Annotated in this window: 13 protein-coding genes; 9 read left to right on the plus strand and 4 right to left on the minus strand. The window is 44.1% G+C overall.

The genetic code is table 11. The features are described from left to right. The first annotated feature begins 159 nt into the window (after positions 1 to 159). Both PPIS_RS20500 and PPIS_RS20505 read left to right on the plus strand, forming a co-directional pair. A complete protein-coding gene (locus PPIS_RS20500) occupies positions 160 to 504 on the plus strand; it encodes a VOC family protein (protein WP_010375725.1) in 345 nt (114 codons plus the stop codon). 347 nt (positions 505 to 851) lie between these two features. Next, on the plus strand, positions 852 to 3,077 hold the full coding sequence (locus PPIS_RS20505; RefSeq protein WP_248694187.1) for an EAL domain-containing protein: 2,226 nt from the start codon (positions 852 to 854) through the stop codon (positions 3,075 to 3,077). 113 nt (positions 3,078 to 3,190) lie between these two features. Here the strand turns inward: PPIS_RS20505 and PPIS_RS20510 are convergent, their stop codons facing one another. After that, positions 3,191 to 3,772 (minus strand): hypothetical protein, encoded by a 582-nt coding sequence (locus PPIS_RS20510; RefSeq protein WP_010375730.1) that lies wholly within the window; start codon positions 3,770 to 3,772, stop codon positions 3,191 to 3,193. A gap of 685 nt (positions 3,773 to 4,457) precedes the next feature. Between PPIS_RS20510 and PPIS_RS20520 the strand changes: the two genes are divergently transcribed. From PPIS_RS20520 to PPIS_RS20550, 7 genes are all read left to right on the plus strand, one after another. Then, positions 4,458 to 6,980 carry a TonB-dependent receptor domain-containing protein gene (locus tag PPIS_RS20520; protein ID WP_010375733.1) on the plus strand — a complete coding sequence of 841 codons (2,523 nt, stop codon included), beginning with the start codon at positions 4,458 to 4,460 and terminating at the stop codon, positions 6,978 to 6,980. Between the two features lie 226 nt (positions 6,981 to 7,206). Beyond that, complete coding sequence (locus PPIS_RS20525) at positions 7,207 to 9,492, plus strand: beta-N-acetylhexosaminidase (RefSeq protein WP_010375736.1); 2,286 nt, start codon at positions 7,207 to 7,209, stop codon at positions 9,490 to 9,492. A gap of 142 nt (positions 9,493 to 9,634) precedes the next feature. Then, a complete protein-coding gene (locus PPIS_RS20530; RefSeq protein WP_010375739.1) occupies positions 9,635 to 12,379 on the plus strand; it encodes a family 20 glycosylhydrolase in 2,745 nt (914 codons plus the stop codon). A gap of 87 nt (positions 12,380 to 12,466) precedes the next feature. Further along, on the plus strand, positions 12,467 to 13,042 hold the full coding sequence (locus PPIS_RS20535) for an RNA polymerase sigma factor (RefSeq protein ID WP_010375741.1): 576 nt from the start codon (positions 12,467 to 12,469) through the stop codon (positions 13,040 to 13,042). 23 nt (positions 13,043 to 13,065) lie between these two features. Beyond that, the gene (locus PPIS_RS20540; protein WP_010375745.1) at positions 13,066 to 14,109 is read left to right on the plus strand and encodes a FecR family protein; all 1,044 of its coding nucleotides are present in this window, start codon (positions 13,066 to 13,068) and stop codon (positions 14,107 to 14,109) included. Positions 14,110 to 14,183: 74 nt separating this feature from the next. Further along, positions 14,184 to 16,856, plus strand: coding sequence for a TonB-dependent receptor (locus PPIS_RS20545; protein WP_010375747.1), 2,673 nt, complete (start codon positions 14,184 to 14,186; stop codon positions 16,854 to 16,856). A gap of 109 nt (positions 16,857 to 16,965) precedes the next feature. Then, positions 16,966 to 17,481 carry a cupin domain-containing protein gene (locus tag PPIS_RS20550; protein WP_010375749.1) on the plus strand — a complete coding sequence of 172 codons (516 nt, stop codon included), beginning with the start codon at positions 16,966 to 16,968 and terminating at the stop codon, positions 17,479 to 17,481. A gap of 333 nt (positions 17,482 to 17,814) precedes the next feature. Here the strand turns inward: PPIS_RS20550 and PPIS_RS20555 are convergent, their stop codons facing one another. From PPIS_RS20555 to PPIS_RS20565, 3 genes are all read right to left on the minus strand, one after another. Next, positions 17,815 to 18,057 (minus strand): hypothetical protein, encoded by a 243-nt coding sequence (locus PPIS_RS20555; protein ID WP_010375751.1) that lies wholly within the window; start codon positions 18,055 to 18,057, stop codon positions 17,815 to 17,817. A gap of 96 nt (positions 18,058 to 18,153) precedes the next feature. Then, complete coding sequence (locus PPIS_RS20560; RefSeq protein WP_010375754.1) at positions 18,154 to 18,711, minus strand: hypothetical protein; 558 nt, start codon at positions 18,709 to 18,711, stop codon at positions 18,154 to 18,156. A 52-nt stretch (positions 18,712 to 18,763) separates the two neighbouring features. Further along, entirely contained in the window at positions 18,764 to 19,408 is a 645-nt protein-coding gene (locus tag PPIS_RS20565; protein ID WP_010375757.1) for a hypothetical protein, read from the minus strand. Positions 19,409 to 19,830: the final 422 nt, after the last annotated feature.

Consider the following 19,830-nt stretch of genomic DNA (forward strand, 5'->3'; position numbering starts at 1 on the left):
AGTTCCTAAAGTAGTGAGCAAAGATAATAATCGCACAATCAATAATAAACGCTGAATAAAATTGCCTACACTTTAACACTGATTTAGAAGCGACTACAAAATGCTTTCTATTAGGCGATAACAGCATAAATGAAGCACAGATTTTAAAAGGAATAAAAAATGAACAACCATATAAACTATGTAGAATTAGCAGCAAAAGACTTAATAGCAACACAAGCTTTCTTCGAGCAGGTGTTTGATTGGCAATTTGAATCTTACGGGCCAGATTATATTGCGTTTGCAAACTCAGGCCTTGACGGCGGCTTTTTCCGAGCCGATGTGTCTTCTAAACAAGCGCAAGGTGGAGCGCTCGTAGTGTTGTACAGCGATGAATTGGAAGCGGTGCAAAGCAAAGTAGAGCAAGCAGGCGGAGAGATAAGCAAGGCTATATTTGAATTTCCTGGCGGTCGTCGCTTTCACTTTATTGAGCCGAGCGGCAATGAATTTGCGGTGTGGTCTAAATAACCTGAGCTTAAAAATAATTAGTTAACACATCCCTTATTCAAACCTCAGCTTAAATAACCAAACGGTGTGCTGTAAAGCCCCTTTACAGCACACGTAATACAGAGGTTTTGCTGCAATAATCTTTCGTTTTCAGATCAGATAAAAACTTGAATTCGTTGCTATTGTGAACAATAGTTATTAAACACTGATGCAAACATCTCTTTGTGTTTGATACCTACTTATTGCGTAATCAGCCAATAGACTTATCTAATGGGTTTAGGTTTAGCGTAGAAGTGCAGGTGGCAAGGGCAATCATTGTACAAAACACCGCTAAATGCATCATCACCATACTTAGGTTTGATTAGGCAATGAGACGGATATTCTTAGTTGTTGGTATTTTACTCTCCTTAACCATGCTTATGGCCGATAAATTGGGCCTATACTTACTGTCACCTGTTACTTATATCATCATCAGCGCTTTAGTTTTTTTGTTTGTCGCGCTGCTTTGGTGGCAAGCACAAGATACTAATAAAATTATGGTTGATGATGGCTCTACCGTGCCACAAATGGTATTAGACAGCGACGGCGTTATCCTACAAGCCAATGACCAAATGCAATCCATACTGGGTGTTGGCAGCTCAGTAATAGGGTTAAAACTTGAAAATTTAATCGCGGTGAGCGGTAACATCCATAGCGAGGGCAAGAGTGGTGCAACAAGCATGTTCGAAGCGCTCGTAACGCAAAGTTATGGTAATTGCACGACCAAACACAGTGGCAAAGTTATTAGTCCTGTTGCTTTACCAATTAAAGTCGCGGGTACCGTTACAGGATATCTCTGTTATTTTAATACTAGCAACAGAGAAAATCGCCTCGCTCAGGCACTAGAAGAAGAAAAAGAATTGCTCGAAGTGACGCTGAGCTCTATTGGTGATGGCGTGATCTGTACAGACGTAAATGGCGTGATCACTTATATTAATCCAGTCACAGAAGCCATTCTCGCGATGTTAAATGAAGAAGTGGTCGGGCGGCGATTTGATGATGTTATGTCTATGTATCACGAAGAAACCAAAGCTTCGGTGAATAAATTTCCTGAACTTTGTCTAAAGCAAGGCCATACCATTTGTTTACCTGAACTCACTTCCATTACCAATCATCTTGGCCTTACCTTTGCTATCCAAGATTCCTTCTCACCTATTATAGCTAAAGATGGCAGCTACCTAGGCACTGTAATGGTCTTTCAAGATGTGACAGAGTCGAGATTAATGGCGAAAAAAATGAATCACCTTGCCCATCACGATGCATTAACTGGGTTACCCAATCGCTTATTGCTGCATGACCGTTTAGTGCAGGCATGTAAACGAGCTAAGCGCATGAGTCACCAGTTTGCTTTGGTATTTATTGACGTCAACAAATTCAAAAAAATTAACGACTCACTGGGACACGATTATGGCGACTTATTACTTAAAGAAATTGCGAGTCGATTAACTCAGCAAATTCGAGGATGCGACACCGTTGCCAGAATGGGAGGCGATGAATTTGTGTTACTCATTGACGGGATCCAAGATAAAAAATATGTACGTAAGGTGGTGAGTAAAGTATTGAGTAGCGTTAATGGACAATATTGTTTGCGCCAAGTGAGTCTAAAAGCCACGGTGAGTGCTGGCGTTGCAATTTACCCTGATGATGGTGACAACACGGAAGCTTTGCTAAAGCATGCTGATACCGCAATGTATCGAGCTAAAAAAGCCACACAAACGGAGTTTCAATTTTATAACGCACGCCTAGATCACGAGTCGGAGCAGCGTTTAGTGCAAGAAAGTCGGATCATTCAGGGGTTAGATAATCGAGAGTTTATTCCTTATTATCAGCCTATTGTCGATGCGCATACCCGCAAGATTAAAAAACTTGAAGTGCTCGCAAGGTGGCAGCAAGATGAACAATTGTTGGTACCTGAAGACTTTTTTGAAGCGGCATGTGATGGCGATCTGATGGTAGAAATTGGGCAACAGCTCAGAGCACTGGCCTTTCAGGCGATGAAAACATGGTTTTACGAGTACGATAATCTTGTGGTTAGCTTTAATTTTTCGCTTGCTGAACTCACCAATAAAACAGTAATAAAAAACTTTATGGAGCAGGCTGCGCAACATCAGTTGCCATCTCGGCAAATTGAAATAGAAATCAAAGAAGTTGACCTGATAGAACTACTTGATAAAGCACCGGAAGTGATGGCGGAATTAGAGCAAACCGGCATGCGGATCTCAATTGATCATTTTGGTGTTGGGCATACCAGCATGCTGTACTTGCAAAAGCTCACGTTTGAAACCATTAAAATTCCACCAGCTTTCCTTGCGACCCCTCAGTCTGTTGCCTCACAAAATGATATTGCAAAATTGATTGTACAGATGGCAAAGAGCTTGGATGTAGAATGTGTAGCGGTAGGTGTTGAGACCGCGTTGCAAGCTAAGTCTCTTAATCTCAATGGCTGTCACCTTATCCAAGGCAACCACCTTTTTGCTCCCGCTCCAGAGTCCGAGATCACCCCTATTCTCATTACCCACATGAGCGTAGAGCGGCGCAGATTAGGTCAAAATTAGTTTTGAAGGTTCTTGTTGGTGCATAAATCCAAGTGCACCACCTGCTATCTGCCTAACACTTCGTTAATTTCTGGATGAGAAATTATTAATTCTGAAAGCTAAGCTCAGAGCGATTAATTGTCTTTCTCACTAGCAGGGCCTCTTGCTGCGGCTTTTTTCGGTGTTGTTAAATTATCCGGAAGCATGGTGTGAAATGGATTTGATTGGTTATATATAGCGGTATTTTCAAGTGAATAACAGTCATTTCGACTTTCTTGTTCTTGAGCAATGACTTTTTCCAGTCTTACTTTTTCAATTAGCCTAATGTCATACAATTCTGATATTTGATTCGTGCTATATCCAAGCGCCGAGAGTTTCTTAGCGGTTATTATCCAGTCGAGCGCTTCATACGTATTAGAAGGTGCTTGCTTTCCTTCCCACGGAACTATTTTTTGCTTTAGTGGTATTTCATAGTTTCGATATTTTTCCCCAATGATTGCGCCAATGAGTAATGATACTGAAAATATTGCAATTAATGCACCGAGTAAGTTAAGTTTCTGCTTAGTCGGTGAATTAACCTCAATCTTAATAACGCCAAAAATAGTACCTAATAAAGCAGCGACAACCGCAAAAAAAGAAGCAACGACTGGGGTATTTGACGCGCCAATAAAGCACCCCAGTACTAAGGCAAATATACTATATCCTATATATATCACTTTCTAATGCCTGCTTCTATTTACAGCGCTTGTTACAGCGTTCTTTACAACGCTCGTAAATAGGGCCGCACTTAGAAGAGTTGCTACCTTTGAGGCAATCTTTTCGAGATTCATCACAATTGTCAACACACTCACTCCAGTCACACGAAGGAGGAGTTCTACTTGTTGACGACACCAAGTTTAAATGAATTGGTTGCTGATTGTTGATAAGTAAATTATCTAGTTCAACTTGAGTTTGAATGGAAGGCTCATTTGTAGTTTGAGTTGCCAATGCACAAGCACTGAATACTAGTATAATTAAAGTGGATAATACTTTCATAACAGAATTCCTTATCGTTAATTGTACAAAAATTCAGGTTAAATACCCACTGCAACCCGCAAGCTAACGAAGCTTTCACCTTGTTTATATGCGCAAGTGGGGCGGCTCATGAAGGCGTTTTTTATTTCCTTATGAGTCTATGGTATGTAGTTCTAAAAATTGCAATTGTCAAGTAACAGAATACAGCAATTTACTACATTGAAATTATAACCTTTGGCGATATTATCTTTTGCCTCTTAGTATCAAAAAGTTACTTCTCTTTGTTTATTTGCTTAAAAATATTCCTAAAACTTTCCCTTCGTTCGTTTATAGATTTACAGAGCTTCACTCACTTGCTCTGCCAACAACAAGAATGAAGGGAATACCATGAGCAATAATACATCTCGTTATAACAAACACCTTATTGCGCTTGCTATCAGTGGCGCGTTATTGGGTTCGCACACTGCGGTTGCACAAGCGAAAGAGACGCAAGAAACTACAGAAAAAAAGAAACTACTCGACCTTGAGCGAATTGTCGTGACTGGCAGCGGTGGGCGCGGCCAGACTAAATTGGAATCATCGGTCTCAATTACCACCTTAAATGCCGAACAGTTAGCGCGAGAAGCACCTCTAGGTACGGCGGATCTGCTGGAAAGCGTGCCAGGCTTTTGGGTTGAAGATTCAGGTGGTGAAACCAACAATAATGTAGCACCTAGAGGACTACGTGGCGGTGAAGGCTTCCGTTATATCGGCGTTGAAGAAGATGGGCTACCTGTGGTATACGACGGCGTTTGGGTTGATTTTTATCAGCGTCAAGATATCACGATTGAACATATGGAAGCGGTTCGTGGGGGCACCTCAGGCCTACTAACCACCAACGGCCCCGCGGCATTAGTAAACTTTATTACCCGTAAACCAGATGACATTGAAGAAGCGACGATCCGCCTAACTGCTGCCGATTACGGCATGTATCGCGGCGAGTTCTTTTATGGCACACCCATTAGTGACAACTGGAAAATGTCGATAGGTGGCTCATATCGTCGTTCTGATGGCGTGAGGGACACAGAGTTTACCGCAGATCACGGCGGCCAACTTCGACTCAATTTAGTGCGTGAGTTTGATAAAGGCCAACTCACGCTGTCTGCCAAACACCTCAATGACCATACCACTTTCTTTGTGCCTATTCCGCTTAGAGATCAAAGTGACCCTAAAGGCATTGCTGGTGTCGACCCACAACATGGCACCTTAATTGGTAATGGTCAGCGCTTTTTACACTATTTACAGCCTGATGGCAGCTATAAAACACGAGACCTTAAAGATGGGCAGCATACCAAGTTTAGTACGCTAGGCTATCACTTAGACTGGGAGTTAAGCGACCGTTGGCTGCTAAATACAGCTGGCCGTTACTCACAGTTTGAAAACGACATGTATATTTTGCTTAACTTCGATAACTCGACGCTCGTCAATGCCAATACCCGACTTGGGCAGCAAGATGTGCAAAATATGCTGGACCAGTTTGCCAGTGATGGCGCCGTTGCCGCACGGTATCGATACGTCGATAGTGGTGAAATACTGACAGATGTCAGCAATTTAAACGGAAACGGCTTAGTCACCACAAGCTACCCGCTTTATTCGCGCTATGATGCCGAGCAGTTTGTTAATAAGCTCAATTTTACCTATGAAGGTGATCAGCATACGCTGACCATAGGGTGGTTATTTGCCTATGTAGATGCGGACTCCTTGCCAGTTGATAAATGGGAGTCGCAGTTTTTAACGGAAGTAAAAGACAATGCTCGATTACTCGATATTGTTGCAGTTAACAGCAATCAGCAAGTGGTTGGTCAACTAACTGACCACGGCTCAACGGGTTATGCTCCTGGTTGGGGTCAGGCAACCGCTTATGGTACCAGTACTTCCAACTCTTTATTTATCAATGAACAATATCAAGCAACCGATAACCTTCGTATTGATGGCGGGGTTCGGATTGAGTGGTTGGAGCTAGATAGCACCGCCTCCGCAACCTCATTTGCACAGCCTGTTGCGGGCGCTTTTGACAGCGCTGGTAATGACATAGATAACAATCTTGCCAACAATTACGTCGACATGCCGTCAAACAAATTCCTGTCAAAAACTCGTAGCGAAACCGAAACCGCATGGACGGTCGGATTCAATTATACCTTCTCGGATGATGTGTCAGTATTTGGTCGTTATGCCGATGCATTTGAAATGCCAAGGTTAATGAGCTTTGGTCAGAACATTCACTCAGGGGTTGATGCCGACTTTAATGACAGCGTTAATCTAACCTTTAGCGAATTGGGTACTCGCTATGCTGGCGATTCAATTGGTGCATCACTGACCTTGTTTAGAACTAAATTTAATGACTTAGTGGAGCGTAATTTTACCGGCAGCAATGGCGAGGTGGCGAATCAAACGATAGACACTGTCACCGATGGTCTTGAGTTTGAAACAGTGTGGCAGGCGCATGACAATTTACAGCTTGAGCTGACAGGCGTGTTACAAGACCCAAAAATGGAAGGATTTACCGGGGCATTTGCACATTGGGAAGGCAAGCAAGTGAAGCGCACACCTAAAGTGCAGCTTAGGTTAACGCCAACCTATTACTTTGACGATGGTGATATCTATTTAACCATTCACCACTTAGGAGAGCGTTACTCAGACGGTGAGAATAAGTTTGAGCTTCCTGCCTACACCACAATCGACATGGGCGTGAATTATCGCTTTACCGACGCGGTTGCGCTGCATGTGAAAGCGACCAATATCAGTGATGAACTTGGGTTAACCGAAGGAAATCCGCGTGCCATCAACGATGTTCAAGCAGGATACGACTATTACTATGCTCGGCCGATCTTAGGACGCACCATCAGCGCATCGCTGACGCTGAATTTTTAGGGCCTAATCGGGTTCACCTGAGTGCGCTTAGTTCATTGTTGCTTAACTTTTTGCTCAGCCCACTATGTAGCAAGTCGAGCGTCGCGACCAAAACTCACTCAGGGGAACAAAAATTAAATAGCAAAGGTCATTAGGCCCTGTATTTCCCTTGCTAATTTGCACACTGCCCAGTGCTCATTAGTTCACTCAAGCCCGCTATAAGCGGGCTTTTCTCAGGAAGTTATTTATGAACCAGAGTGTCTTTTATACATTTTTGCAAAGCAGTTTATTGCTGTTTTCTTTGTTGCTCACACCACTTTGTGCAGCGCTACAGATCACCCCAAAACCACTGAGTGCTAGTTTTGGTAACGGTCACTTTAACCTTACCCATGACAGTAAAATTACCTTTAACCAGCAGCAAGCTCAAAGCGTTGCGCAGCAATTAGCGACCTTTTTGCGCTCGCCGACGGGCTATCAGTTGCCAGTATCTCAAGCTGATAGCACAACTAAAAATAGTATTGCCTTTAAGATTGTCGATGCACCGCTATCTCAAGAGGGATATGCGCTGAGCGTGACACCTGAAGGGGTTGAAATACAAGCGAATACTGCGACCGGATTATTTTGGGGGATGCAGTCGCTGCGACAATTACTCCCTGCTGAGATAGAGTCGCGTATGCCCATCAATCAGGCGAGTTGGGCAATACCTGCGGTAGAAATAAAAGATCAGCCCAGATTCTCTTACCGTGGCATGCATTTAGATGTGAGTCGGCACTTTTTCGATGTGGCTTTTGTGAAGCGTTATATCGATTGGTTGGCGATGCATAAATTCAATGTCTTCCAGTGGCACCTAACCGATGATCAAGGCTGGCGAATTGCCATTGATGCGTACCCTAAACTAACCGAAATTGGGGCAACGCGGCCTCATACCGTGGTTGGTCATACCTATGATTATCAACCATTGTTTGATAATAAAACGGTGTCGGGCTTTTATACCAAGGCGCAAATTAAGGAAGTGATTGAGTATGCGCAGGCGCGACATATTGAAGTGATCCCTGAAATCGATATTCCGGGGCATAGCAGTGCGATGCTTGCCGCATATCCCGAGTTATCTTGCCACCAGCGCGCGGTAAAGGTGCAGCCGCAGTTTGGGATTTTTGAAGATGTGCTATGTCCCCGTGAAGACGTGTTTGCGTTTCTTGGTGTTGTATACAAAGAGGTTGCTGAGCTATTTCCGAGCCAATATATCCACATTGGCGGCGATGAGGTGATAAAAAAGCAGTGGCTAGAGAGTCCCGAGGTGAAAAAGTTGATGCAACAGCATCAGTTAACCACACCTGAGCAGGTGCAAAGCTATTTTATTAAACGGGTCGCCAAAATCGTCCAAAATCTTGGCAAAACGGTGATTGGTTGGGATGAAATATTAGAAGGAGGGGTAGCGGATGACGCCGTGATCATGTCTTGGCGGGGCACGGAAGGAGGCATTCAAGCTGCAAAAATGGGTCATCAGGTGATCATGAGTCCTTATCAATATATTTATTTTGATGCCTATCAATCGCGCAATCTTGACGAGCCTAAAGCTATCCACGGGCTTTCAAGCCTAAAAAACGTTTATCAATATGAGCCGCAGCCCAGCCACTTAACCGCTGAGCAGCAAGCCTTTATTGTTGGTGCGCAAGGTGCACTTTGGACTGAATATATAAAAACACCTCGTCATGCCGAGTATATGCTGTTTCCGCGCTTGAGTGCGTTGGCCGAAACATTGTGGTCGGATAAAACACAGAAGTCGTGGTCTGATTACAGCCAATATCGTTTACCCGCGCTTTTAAAACGCTACCAGCAGATGCACCTTAATACCGCTTATAGTAGCCATAAGCCTATCATTTCAAGTGAGATTAATGGACAGCAGCTCATCGCCACCATTACCTCTGAAATTGCCAACACGGCTATTTACTATACCTTAGACGGCAGCGAGCCAACGCTACAATCACAGCAATATCAAAAGCCGCTAGTGATAACTGACGAAACGCAGCTTCGCGCCCGCAGTTATGTAAGCGATCTAGGGCAATTGGTAGGTGATGCGCGTTTAACGCTTTCGCCTCATTTAGCGCTTGGAAAAGAGATAACGCTTGGCTCGCTAGCTGCCGAAGGTTCTGCGACTAAGCTGCAGGATGGTCAATTTGCCTATGATCAATTTTACAGCGTTGATGATTATGCGATTTTTTACGATACCGATCTTGAGGCGGTTATTGACTTAGATGCGTCAACGCAAGTGCAGCAGGTTAAGCTGGGCTTTGACAGCGGGCGACATAGACAACTGCACCCGCCAACACATATTCAAGTGCTGGGTTCAAGTGATAAACAACAGTGGCAAACGTTAGCTGAGGTTAATAATCCGCGTGGGCCCATATCGGTGTTGTCGTTTGCTCCTGTAAGTGTGCGCTTTTTAAAGGTGGTGGCCATTAATAGTAAGCAATCTGACGATATCCAGATCCCCAAACTTCCCCTGTATATCGATGAAATAGCGGTATATTAATCACACCAGCCCTAATGCTAAATTCGTAATTAGGGCATTATTTATGATTCCATTCCCAACTTCCTCGGCTCAAACGTTTACATAGATAGAGTGGCAGCAGTACGCGCTCTATCCGAACAATAACAATATTTTAGGAGCCAACATGTTTGCAAAAAAACAGATAATTACTGCCTCACTGTCAGGCTTAGCCTTGTTGACTGCGAGCTACTATAGCGTCGCACATCCTCACCCAGATAACTTAGCATTACGCTGGCAAGTCGTGGATCATGGCATTGGAGAGAATATCTTTCTTGGCAGTCTGACGATTACTAATAATGGTCTTGAGCCGTTGGGTGAGTCTGGCTGGGCGCTTTATTTTAGCTCGGTAAGGCCGCCTGCAAGCGTACTACCAGACTCAGATCCAAATGGTCAGTATGCGCGCCAGCATATTGCCGCGCAGAATCTAAGTTTAGAAAATGCCGATGACGCAAAAAGTGGTGATTACTTTGTACTTAAGCCCGTAGCGGGTTTTGCCCCCATTCAACCCGGTGAGTCTCGTACTATTGAAATCGTTGCACAGTATTGGCAAATGCTGAAAAACGACTCACCATCGGGTTTTCACATTAGCTACAATAATCAAGCGCCTCAAGCTGTGCTGGTGGACGTGATGATGGACCCAAGCGATCCAAAACAAACAAAGCAAGCGGTTAACGATAATATGCCGGTGCAAACGTCCGCCATCCGATTCGCAGAAAACAGCGCGATGCGCATGGCATTGCCGCTGAAAAATCGCTTGGTTCCGCAGCCCCATTCAGTGGTAACACCAAATGATGAATTCTTAACTTTGATGAGCCAATTAACCAGTATTTCAGCGCCAGCTTCACTGGCTAAAGAAGCCACCTTCTTACAAACTGCACTGCGCGATATTCTGAGTGGCACATTTGCGATTAATAGCACTGTGCAAAATGGCCCGAACCTTATCAAGTTGCAGCTAGACCCAAATCTCGATACCAATCAAGACAATCAGCCGGACTCAAGTGGTTATAAGCTTGAAGTCGATGCATTCTCGGGGATCACCATTACCGGAAATGACGCCCAAGGGGTGTTTTATGGTATTCAAACACTTCGTCAAATGATCCCCACCACGGTGTATAAAACGGCTAAAAACTCAGCCACTTTGTCCGACAATGCCGTACTACCCGCTAGCACTATTTTGGATGCACCACGGTTTGAATATCGAGGCATGATGCTGGATGTGTCGCGTAATTTCCAAAGCAAAGAAACGGTATTTAAGTTGTTAGAATTAATGGCTTTTTACAAGTTAAACAAATTTGAAATTAACCTTGCCAACGATGAAGGTTGGCGACTAGAAATTCCCGGTATTCCTGAACTCACGGAGTTTGGAGCAAAGCGGGGATATGACCTGAGCGAAAGTACGATGCTGCATACGTTTATGGGAGCTGCCAATGGCTTTGCGCCAGGAGATGGGATTGAAAATAAACCCACGGATGAAACAGCTGCAAACTTAGGTACCGCGCCTAGTTATCAAGGCTTTGAAATTGCTCAGCAAAACTTTCTCGGTAAAGGCTGGGGCTACTACACGGTGAATGATTTTAAAGAAATTCTTCAGTATGCCGCTGACCGTCATATTGATGTGATCATCGAATATGATTTTCCAGCCCATGCGCGCGCAGCAATCAAAGCGATGGAATATCGCTACAACAAATACAAAGATAGCGACCCAGTTGAAGCAAGTCGTTTTAGGTTGATTGATCCGCTCGACCAGTCGCAGTATTACACCCCACAATTTTATACCGACAATTTTATTAACCCAGCGCTTGAGAGCACCTTTACTTTCCTCAACCATGTGGTGAAAGAAACACGCGCCATTTATGATGCCGTGCCCGATGCGACATTGACTCGGCTGCATGGCGGTGGTGACGAGCTGCCACATTTAGGTCCGAATGAATGGTGGGCGCAATCTCCAGCGGTCGATCAAAACCCAGCTACAGCGGGCAAAACCGATGCAGAGCTGTTTGACTACTTCTTTTTACGCTGGAAGCAGATAGTCAATCAGCATGGTTTTGATATGGCAACTTGGGGCGATGTGTTATCGCACAATGGTACGGGTAATGTTAGTTACGGTGAGATATTCCCCGTGTTTTGGAATAACGTGTGGGGTTGGGGCAATGAGCATCAGGCCTACAAGTTTGCTAACCAAGGTCACAAAGTCGTGCTGGCCCATGCGACAAACTTGTATCTTGACCTTGCGTATAACAAACATCCTGATGAAATAGGCTATCACTGGGCAGGTTACACAGATACCAAAAAGGCGTTTGAATATCGTCCGTTTAATATCTACGCTAACGCCGAGCATGACAAGCTGGGCAATCCAGTGCCGTGGGATCCGAAATGGGTGTTACTGAGCGAAGCGGGTAAACAAAATGTTCAAGGTATTCAGGCGCAACTTTTTGGCGAAAACCAAAAGTCACCAGAAATTCTTGATTATATGACTTTCCCGAAATTACTGGGGGCCGCTGAGCGTGCATGGGTGCAAGATATGCCAGCGCAAGGTGCAGCGACTACCGAGGCTTGGCACACCTTTACCAACACTTTAGGACAATACGCTCTACCACTATTGGACTATTACCAAGTGGTCGATATTAATGCTCAAATACCACAGCAGGTCGGGGTAAATTATCGTATTCCATTACCTGGAGGCGCGATTGAAGGTGGTAAGTTAATCGTCAATACCCGGTTTGTTGGCATGGCTACGGAGTATTCGATTGACCAAGGCGTAACATGGCAGCGCTATGAAGGGCCTGTGACATTGACCGCGTCATCTAAAGTACAACTCAGAACGGTGAGTGATTCGGGCAAGGTAAGCCGAGTCGCAACGGTTAATTAAGCAAATTGGTTTAAGCAACGCCAGCGAACCTATTAATTTATGGGTTCGCTGCACGCTAACACAAATGGAAGACTAGGATGCGTATTCATGCCACCGTTATTATCTTTTAAGCGTAAAGCAGTCGATACCACTACGGTAGCTGCAAACGACGACCTTGCACGTCGTCAACAGGTAGAGGAGTTGTTTTTAAAACAACAGCAAAAGCTGATCCGCCACATTATGGGCAAAGGGTTAGACAAACGTGAGGCGGAAGACGTTGCCCAAGAGGCGTTTGTGAAATTGCTTGGACTTGAGCAGGATAATGTCAGCAACTATATCGCCGCGTACTTGTATAAAATTGCAACCAATTTGGCCATTGATAAGCTGCGGCGTAAAGCGCGTAGCCCGTTTGATGACCGTGAGCACGATAGCGATCAAATGCCACAACCTTACGCAAGTGCTAACCCTGAACAAAACCACCACAACCAAGAGCTACTTAAAGAAATGGAAAAGTCTCTCGCAAGCTTACCCGACAAATGTAGGCTGGCTTTTTTATTGTATAAAATACGTGGTCAAAGCTATGAGGAGATAGCTTTGACCTTACAGATATCCCCAAGTATGGTAAGAAAATATGTATTACGTGCAGTTCGTCATTGCTACCAGCAGTTACAGCATGAGCTTTGATCATGAGTGTTAAGGATATAAACATGACTCCATTATCTGACGATTTAGCAATAATTGAAGAACAAGCCGCTGATTGGTTATTAGTCTTAGACGAGCAGCAGATCTCACCTCATGACAGCACTCACTATCCACAGCCGCTAAACGCTTGGCTAGCTGAAAATCCGCTACACAGTGATGTGTTCAACAACATGTTGGAGCTTTGGACGCTTTCAGCCCAACTTGACGATGACTATGTTACTCAGCAGCTTGCACAGCTGGATGCACAAAACACCACGGCTGTAACTGACATTAAGCCACCATCCAAACGCCGTGCTCAGCCTTGGTATCTTGCGATTGCCGCGACTTTGCTGCTGGTTGGTTTGGTGACTTTTATGGCACCAGAGCAGCCACTACAGCAAGCACCTGTTGCCATTGCTAAGCCAGCCCCTGTCGATACAGTGTACAGCGAGTTCTTTCAAACCAAGGTCAATGAGCATCGCACCATTACGCTTGATGATAATAGTCAGGTTAATTTAGGGGCCAATAGCCAATTGGCTGTTCGCTACAGCAACACTTCAAGAGAACTACTGTTGTACCAAGGTGAGGCGCTGTTTAGCGTGAGTAAAGACAAGCAGCGCCCGTTTATCGTGCGCTACCAAAACAGCCAAGTTGAGGCGCTAGGCACAGTATTTAATGTTCGCGCCAATCCGGCTTCAATTAGAGTCGATGTGCTTGAGGGCCGTGTGGCTGTGACTCAGCAACAAGCAATCAAATTGACCCAAGGGCAAGCGGTAGAAGTCACACAGCAAGGCGAAGTTACCCGCAGTAAAGCCCAGGGGGAAGCGTTGACCATGGCGTGGCAAAAAGGCTACTTAGTGTATCAAAACGCAGAATTAGGCAATGTGCTTAATGATGTGTCGCGATATAGCGAAATCAAAGTGAAGTTAAGCGATCAACGCCTAGCAAAACTGACCTACAATGGCACCTTTTTAACCACTGAAATAGGTGATTGGCTCAATAGTTTAGAAAAGATTTATCCGATCACCGTGATGCAAAAAGGTGAGGAATACACCCTAATCGCAAATTAGCTAAAAGTGTCATAGCAAAGTCACAATATAAGTGGTACAAAGTTTATACAATAATAAAGACATTGATTTAAACTATGTTATTCAAGCTATTAATCCCGCTGTTAGCGTGGTTAATATGGTTTGGTGGCGTTGCATTTGCTACCACGGATCATCAATTTAACTTGCCTAAAGCGACTTTGCAGCAGCGTTTACTCGATATTGCTGCGCAAAGTGGCTGGCAGTTAAGTGCAGCCGAAATCCAAGATGACATTAGCGTTGAGCAGATAACTGGCCGCTACACCCTCGAACAAGTCTTGCTCACCAGCTTTCATCAAGCTGACTACGACTTTTCCCTAGACCCAGAGCAGCAGCGTATTTTTGTGACTCCTAAAAAACTTGAGTCTGCACAACACTTTGAGCGCATTATCGTAACGGGTGTAAGCGGCAAAAACCGTAGCATTTTAAACTCGTCTATTTCAATCACTCAGCTTGCAAGCCTACAACTTGAAAAACAAACACCGTATTCCAGCGCAGAAGCGCTCAAAAATATCACCGGCTTTTGGGTTGAAGACTCGGGTGGCGAAACTAACAATAATGTTGCGCCAAGGGGACTTAGAGGTGGCGAGGGGTTTAGATTTATCAGCCTCATGGAAGATGGTTTGCCCGTGACCTACGACGGTATTTGGGGGGACTTTTTTTTACGTCCAGACCTAACCCATCAAGCCATTGAAGCGGTGCGTGGCGGCAGTAGCGGTATTTTTACCGTGAACGGGCCTGCGGCAATGGTGAACTATATCGGCAGGCGAGGCTCAGAAAATCCTTTTAATTTAGTGAAAGTGAGTCAGGGGTTGAGCTATGACTACACTCGTTTTGATGGCGTGTTTAGCGGAGCGTTGAATGATGAATGGTTTTATACGGTAGGCGGGTTTTATCGTACTTCCGATGGTATTCGGGAGCCGGGCTATCAAAGTGACTTAGGCGGCCAAGTGAGTGCGCGCGTGAGCTGGTTAACCGACGCATTTGAGCTTGATTTTAGCTATAAACATTTAAACGATAAAACCAGCTTTTACGCGCCCTTAGTGATGCAAAATAGCGGCGAAATTCGAGAGCTGGCGAGCCTGCCTTATGACGATGGAACACTACTGAGCGACGACTTAAGATCGCTCACCTTCTTCACTCCAGAAGGACGCGTGCAGCGTGACTTAGAAGACGCCCAGCAAACACGCCTAAATAGCTACACTTTACTGTTTAACACGCCGCTTTTTGAACACGTTAACCTGAGCAATCGTGCGCGATTTTCAAGCCTAAACAATGACTTGTATACCTTAATGAATTTGGGTAACCAAACCATAGTCGACGCTACAAGCCGATTGCAACACGCTGATATCACAGAATTTAAACGCCATTTTGCAAATAGCGCATTGCGTCCTCGATACTTAAGGTATTCAGATAACACCTTAGTTGCCAACCCCGCAACGCTTAGTGGTAATGGTCTTGTGACCGCTAGTTACCCTTTATATTCACGTTATAAGCAACAGCAGCTGGTAAATCATTTTAGTGTGGATTATCTCCACGCGCAGTGGTCACTGACCCTCGGCCATATTTACGCACGAAGTGATTTCGATGAGTTACCACTAGATAAATGGCTTGGCGCGTTACTAACGGATGTAAAGCATCAACCAGAGCGACTGGACATCGTACTGGTTGATGGGCAAGAAAATGTGATTGCCAACTTTACCGAGCAAGGTTTTTTATCTTACGCCGGTCCCGTTTATTTAAGCGGTAGCGGCTTGTCTCAATCACATTCGCTGTATGCCAATATAGACTGGCAGCTCACTGAAAACCTTAGGGTTGACTTGGCGCTGCGTAATGAACACCTTAATCTCACCAGCACGCTACTTGAAGGGGTAAAGTCGTACACCGATTCATCAAAAGCCGCTTATTCTCACTATCTCCCGGCTGCCACTTGGCGTGATTCCTTTACGCAAAATGCGCTCAGTATTGGCACAAATTACCAAATTGGCGACGCGATGGCGATATTTGCACGTTATTCCGACGCCTTTGAAATGCCACGGCTCATTAATTACGGCAATGGCCGCGGATGGGCTAAAAGTGAAAAAGAACGCGCACAACAAGACTTTGGTCAACCCATTCGTTTGGCGTTAGGTGAAGTTGGACTGCGTTATCAAACCGCTGATTGGCAGTTTAGTGGCGCGTTATTTGAAACCAAGTTTGATCCGCTCCCGCTTACGGTGTATCGCGGCGCGGCTACGACTCAACAAGCCGTTTCAATCAATACCCAAACACGAGGGCTGGAGTTCGAATTTGACTATCAATATAGTCCGGCTTTGCAATTTAGAGCGATAGGTGTGTGGCAAGACGCTGGGTTTTACGGCATTCCTAAGCAATTGCCACAAAGCGAATTTAATGGCAATCAAATAACGCGAACGCCGGAGTTACAACTACGACTAACGCCGGAATACAAAGCAGGACCTATTACCGCGGCTATCACCTGGTCGTATGTTGGTAAACGCTATTCGGATATTGCCAATCGGTTTGCCTTACCAGCCTATCAAACATGGGATTTATTTACCGAGTTGGCAGTTAATGAACAGCTCAGCGCACAGCTTGAGGTTAAAAACCTCACCAATGCTATGGGGCTAACTGAGGGCAATCCTAGGGATGATTTAAGCCACCAAGAGGCTATCTTTTATGCTAGACCCATTTTTGGTCGCACCATCAAACTTTCGTTAAGTTATCAGTTTTAAGCGACACCGCTATTATTCGAGCAATTCTATTCCTTGACTTAAAGTGAACTTGAAGTTGTATGCTCCTCTTAACCGAATGACAGTGACCAAACGATAAGAGGCAGAGGCAATGCAAAATAGCTTAGATAAAATTGTCAATGACATAAAAGCCAACTGGAGCGCGCTAAATTCAAGCACCACAGTAACAGTACGTGAATTGTTAAGCGAACTTACTCAGTCTCCACCGCACGAGCCTTGGCTTGCGAGCATTAAGCGTGAAAGACTAGCATCAAAAACACTCTACCAAGACCCTGACTATGGTTTTATGCTGCTAGTCCATGCCGAAGAAAAGGGCACGTACCGCCCGCCTCACGATCATGGCGCAGGTTGGGTATTTTATGCCGTGCAATCCGGCGAAATGGAAATGACAACTTACAAACCCATCACCACAGCAAGCGGCGAAACCCACCTTGTATCCCGAGGAACAGACACGCTCAAAGCCGGCGATTGCCGAGTGTTTCTACCCGGCGATATCCACGACACCCGCTGCTTAACAGATAACTTCGTTCAATATCGTTTAACCAGTTGTGACTTCAAAGAAGAGAAACGCTCAGGACGGATGATCCAGTATTTGAGTGAGGTGTAGTGGTTTGCAAAACTCGAGGCGATAGTGGGTTTAAGTGTCTTCGCTGACATTTAATCATGCCGTTTTGAAGGGGGTTCTGTGCAAATCTCGGCGTTCAACAGCTACCATGATAGTTTGCAGTCATGGTAGCTGACGTTCAGATAGCTCGTTTTTTGGACAAAAACGTTTTAGGTCGTCGGCTGTATTAGACGAATTTCGCTTAAAAATTCCTATGGGCCAACGCCCGCTTAAGTGGTGAGCTACACCCCACAACACCCAACCATTACACCGTAAACACTAAAGCCCGTTAAAACCAAAACCGCAGAGCGTTGCGAGTCCGTATTAAAGCGTATGTTATACCCAACTCAAATTATCAAGTTTTTTATTGTTCCCTAATAGTTTTTGAAGTCGACTATGTATTTTTTTATCTAACTCCAACCCGCGAGCATCAACTTGGTCTTTAAGGTAGTCTGCTGTTTTATCTAATAACCATGATGTAAAGTCCTTAGACTCTTGCTCTAAAAGTCTCGTAATAGATAACCCTAATGTATCTTTACTCGGGTCAATTACCTCTTTCGTCGTTGCATCATAGCCCAAAATTTTTAATTTAGATTTATCACTTATAGTAATGACACCATGGTTATGAGAAAGAGTATGCCTAACCTGAAATATTGCCTGTAAAGCTAAGTTTAATTATCGAAGATTAGATTTTGGACTGTTCTTATTGTACCTTTTTGAGCCTATAAGTGCGAAGCAGGCCTTATCAACATTATCAAGGTCATGATAAAGTTGATGTTCAAATACCAATTCGGGAACTGAAGCTTTGGTGATACCCCACAAGACTTTCACGTCTACCGCTCCACTGAGTTTTTCTGCAGGAACATAATGCCTAATAATCTTTGCCAAATTGATAAGGCTGGTTTTATAAAATACCTCAAAGCCATTTATAGCTTCGAGTAAAGCATTGTGCTCGGCGTACCACTTGTACTTTCTATATGTATCATCTTTTGGTCCGCGATAATTCAGTGATTTAAATTCAGCAAGTTCTTTTCTTGCTTCGTTGAGAGCCGTATGCCTACTTTCCAACCAATTTAGATAATTTTTCTGATGCTTTAGCAAAGCCTTAAACTGATCTAAAGCACTCGATTTACTAGATTGAGCTAAGTGCTTAATCTCCTTACTACTTGTTGAACTAACCTCTGTTCTATCTTCAAATTTTTGTATGTTTTTTGCGCCTGACGTCCGAGCCATTATTGTTTTCGCCTTAAGATTATTATGCTGAACTCAAATAGGGTATAACTCCTCAAGTACCGGTGCAGCTTGCTGCATTCGTGTTACTTGACTTGTTAGCTGCGGTTTCAAAGTTTGCTAGACGATAGAAAAGTGCAACGTATAACAAACTTAATTCGCGTAGAGCTTTGTATATAGGCTCAACGTGTTCTTTACCTGAACAAGTACCAGAAGTGTCAACTAGTGCTAGTGCTTCTGTAATCTTGTTATCCAGTTTAACTGCAAGCTCGTAGCAGTTATGATCTTTTAAGGATTGACAAATCGCAATTGCCTCTGCCAAAACTACTTTTCTACTCTCAAATGTTAATGAGTTATAGTGATCCGCGAAGCATTTAGCCAAGTCAGCTTTAATTTCTTCACTTCTTTTTTTGCTAGAAACTATTCCACAATAAAAATTTAAGGTTGCTGTTACTTTTGCAAATAAGGGACTATAAATTTCCTGCAACTTTAATATTGCGGCACTCTTCGATTTTAAATTTTCCATCGAAATAATAGATTGCTGTTGAAGTTTGGCAATTTCTAGATCTTTTTCTTTAGTAATCTCAGCGAGCCGCTTTGATTGAATAAAAGCAAATAACATGCCAGCCACTGAAACAAAATATGGACCAATAGCCTTTACTAGCTCGATAAGATTTATGGATTGCTCTGTATTAGACATGAAAACTCCATGAGCAGCTAACATTTGAGTATTTATGCGACAGGCAGTTTGTGTTGCATAATCGCTTATTGGACTGAGCCGCTACCTGCTCGGTGTGACAGAGTTGGTGTTGTTTATGCTATGGCTTACTTAGAAAAAATAGGCTTTTTGGAGGCTCTCACTTTTCTAGCTAGTGTAATCAGTTTAGCTAGTGTTATGTAAGCTTGCCCTGCATTGCTCAGCGCTTATTATGTATTCATTACACCTAAATTTGGCTTGATAAGCAATTATATTTTTTACACATACAGAGGCCGCTAGCCTGAGCAATTAAGCAGGTTAACTACTTGATTTTAAGAAGCAGCCCCTCCTTGGCTGATATCAAAGCGCATCCATGCGCTCCTCGTTCATTCTTTTGAAACGACGCAAAAGAACGAACCAAGAAA

Origin of the sequence: Pseudoalteromonas piscicida, from assembly GCF_000238315.3 — a bacterium.
Lineage (GTDB): Bacteria > Pseudomonadota > Gammaproteobacteria > Enterobacterales > Alteromonadaceae > Pseudoalteromonas > Pseudoalteromonas piscicida.

Bases quoted from the DNA above. Each gene is read 5' to 3' on its own strand.
- PPIS_RS20520 (WP_010375733.1), top strand. From the start codon at position 4,458: ATGAGCAATAATACATCTCGTTATAACAAACACCTTATTGCGCTTGCT.
- PPIS_RS20565 (WP_010375757.1), bottom strand. From the start codon at position 19,408: ATGTCTAATACAGAGCAATCCATAAATCTTATCGAGCTAGTAAAGGCT.
- PPIS_RS20505 (WP_248694187.1), top strand. From the start codon at position 852: ATGAGACGGATATTCTTAGTTGTTGGTATTTTACTCTCCTTAACCATG.
- PPIS_RS20550 (WP_010375749.1), top strand. From the start codon at position 16,966: ATGCAAAATAGCTTAGATAAAATTGTCAATGACATAAAAGCCAACTGG.
- PPIS_RS20560 (WP_010375754.1), bottom strand. From the start codon at position 18,711: ATGGCTCGGACGTCAGGCGCAAAAAACATACAAAAATTTGAAGATAGA.
- PPIS_RS20535 (WP_010375741.1), top strand. From the start codon at position 12,467: ATGCCACCGTTATTATCTTTTAAGCGTAAAGCAGTCGATACCACTACG.
- PPIS_RS20540 (WP_010375745.1), top strand. From the start codon at position 13,066: ATGACTCCATTATCTGACGATTTAGCAATAATTGAAGAACAAGCCGCT.
- PPIS_RS20525 (WP_010375736.1), top strand. From the start codon at position 7,207: ATGAACCAGAGTGTCTTTTATACATTTTTGCAAAGCAGTTTATTGCTG.
- PPIS_RS20530 (WP_010375739.1), top strand. From the start codon at position 9,635: ATGTTTGCAAAAAAACAGATAATTACTGCCTCACTGTCAGGCTTAGCC.
- PPIS_RS20500 (WP_010375725.1), top strand. From the start codon at position 160: ATGAACAACCATATAAACTATGTAGAATTAGCAGCAAAAGACTTAATA.
- PPIS_RS20545 (WP_010375747.1), top strand. From the start codon at position 14,184: ATGTTATTCAAGCTATTAATCCCGCTGTTAGCGTGGTTAATATGGTTT.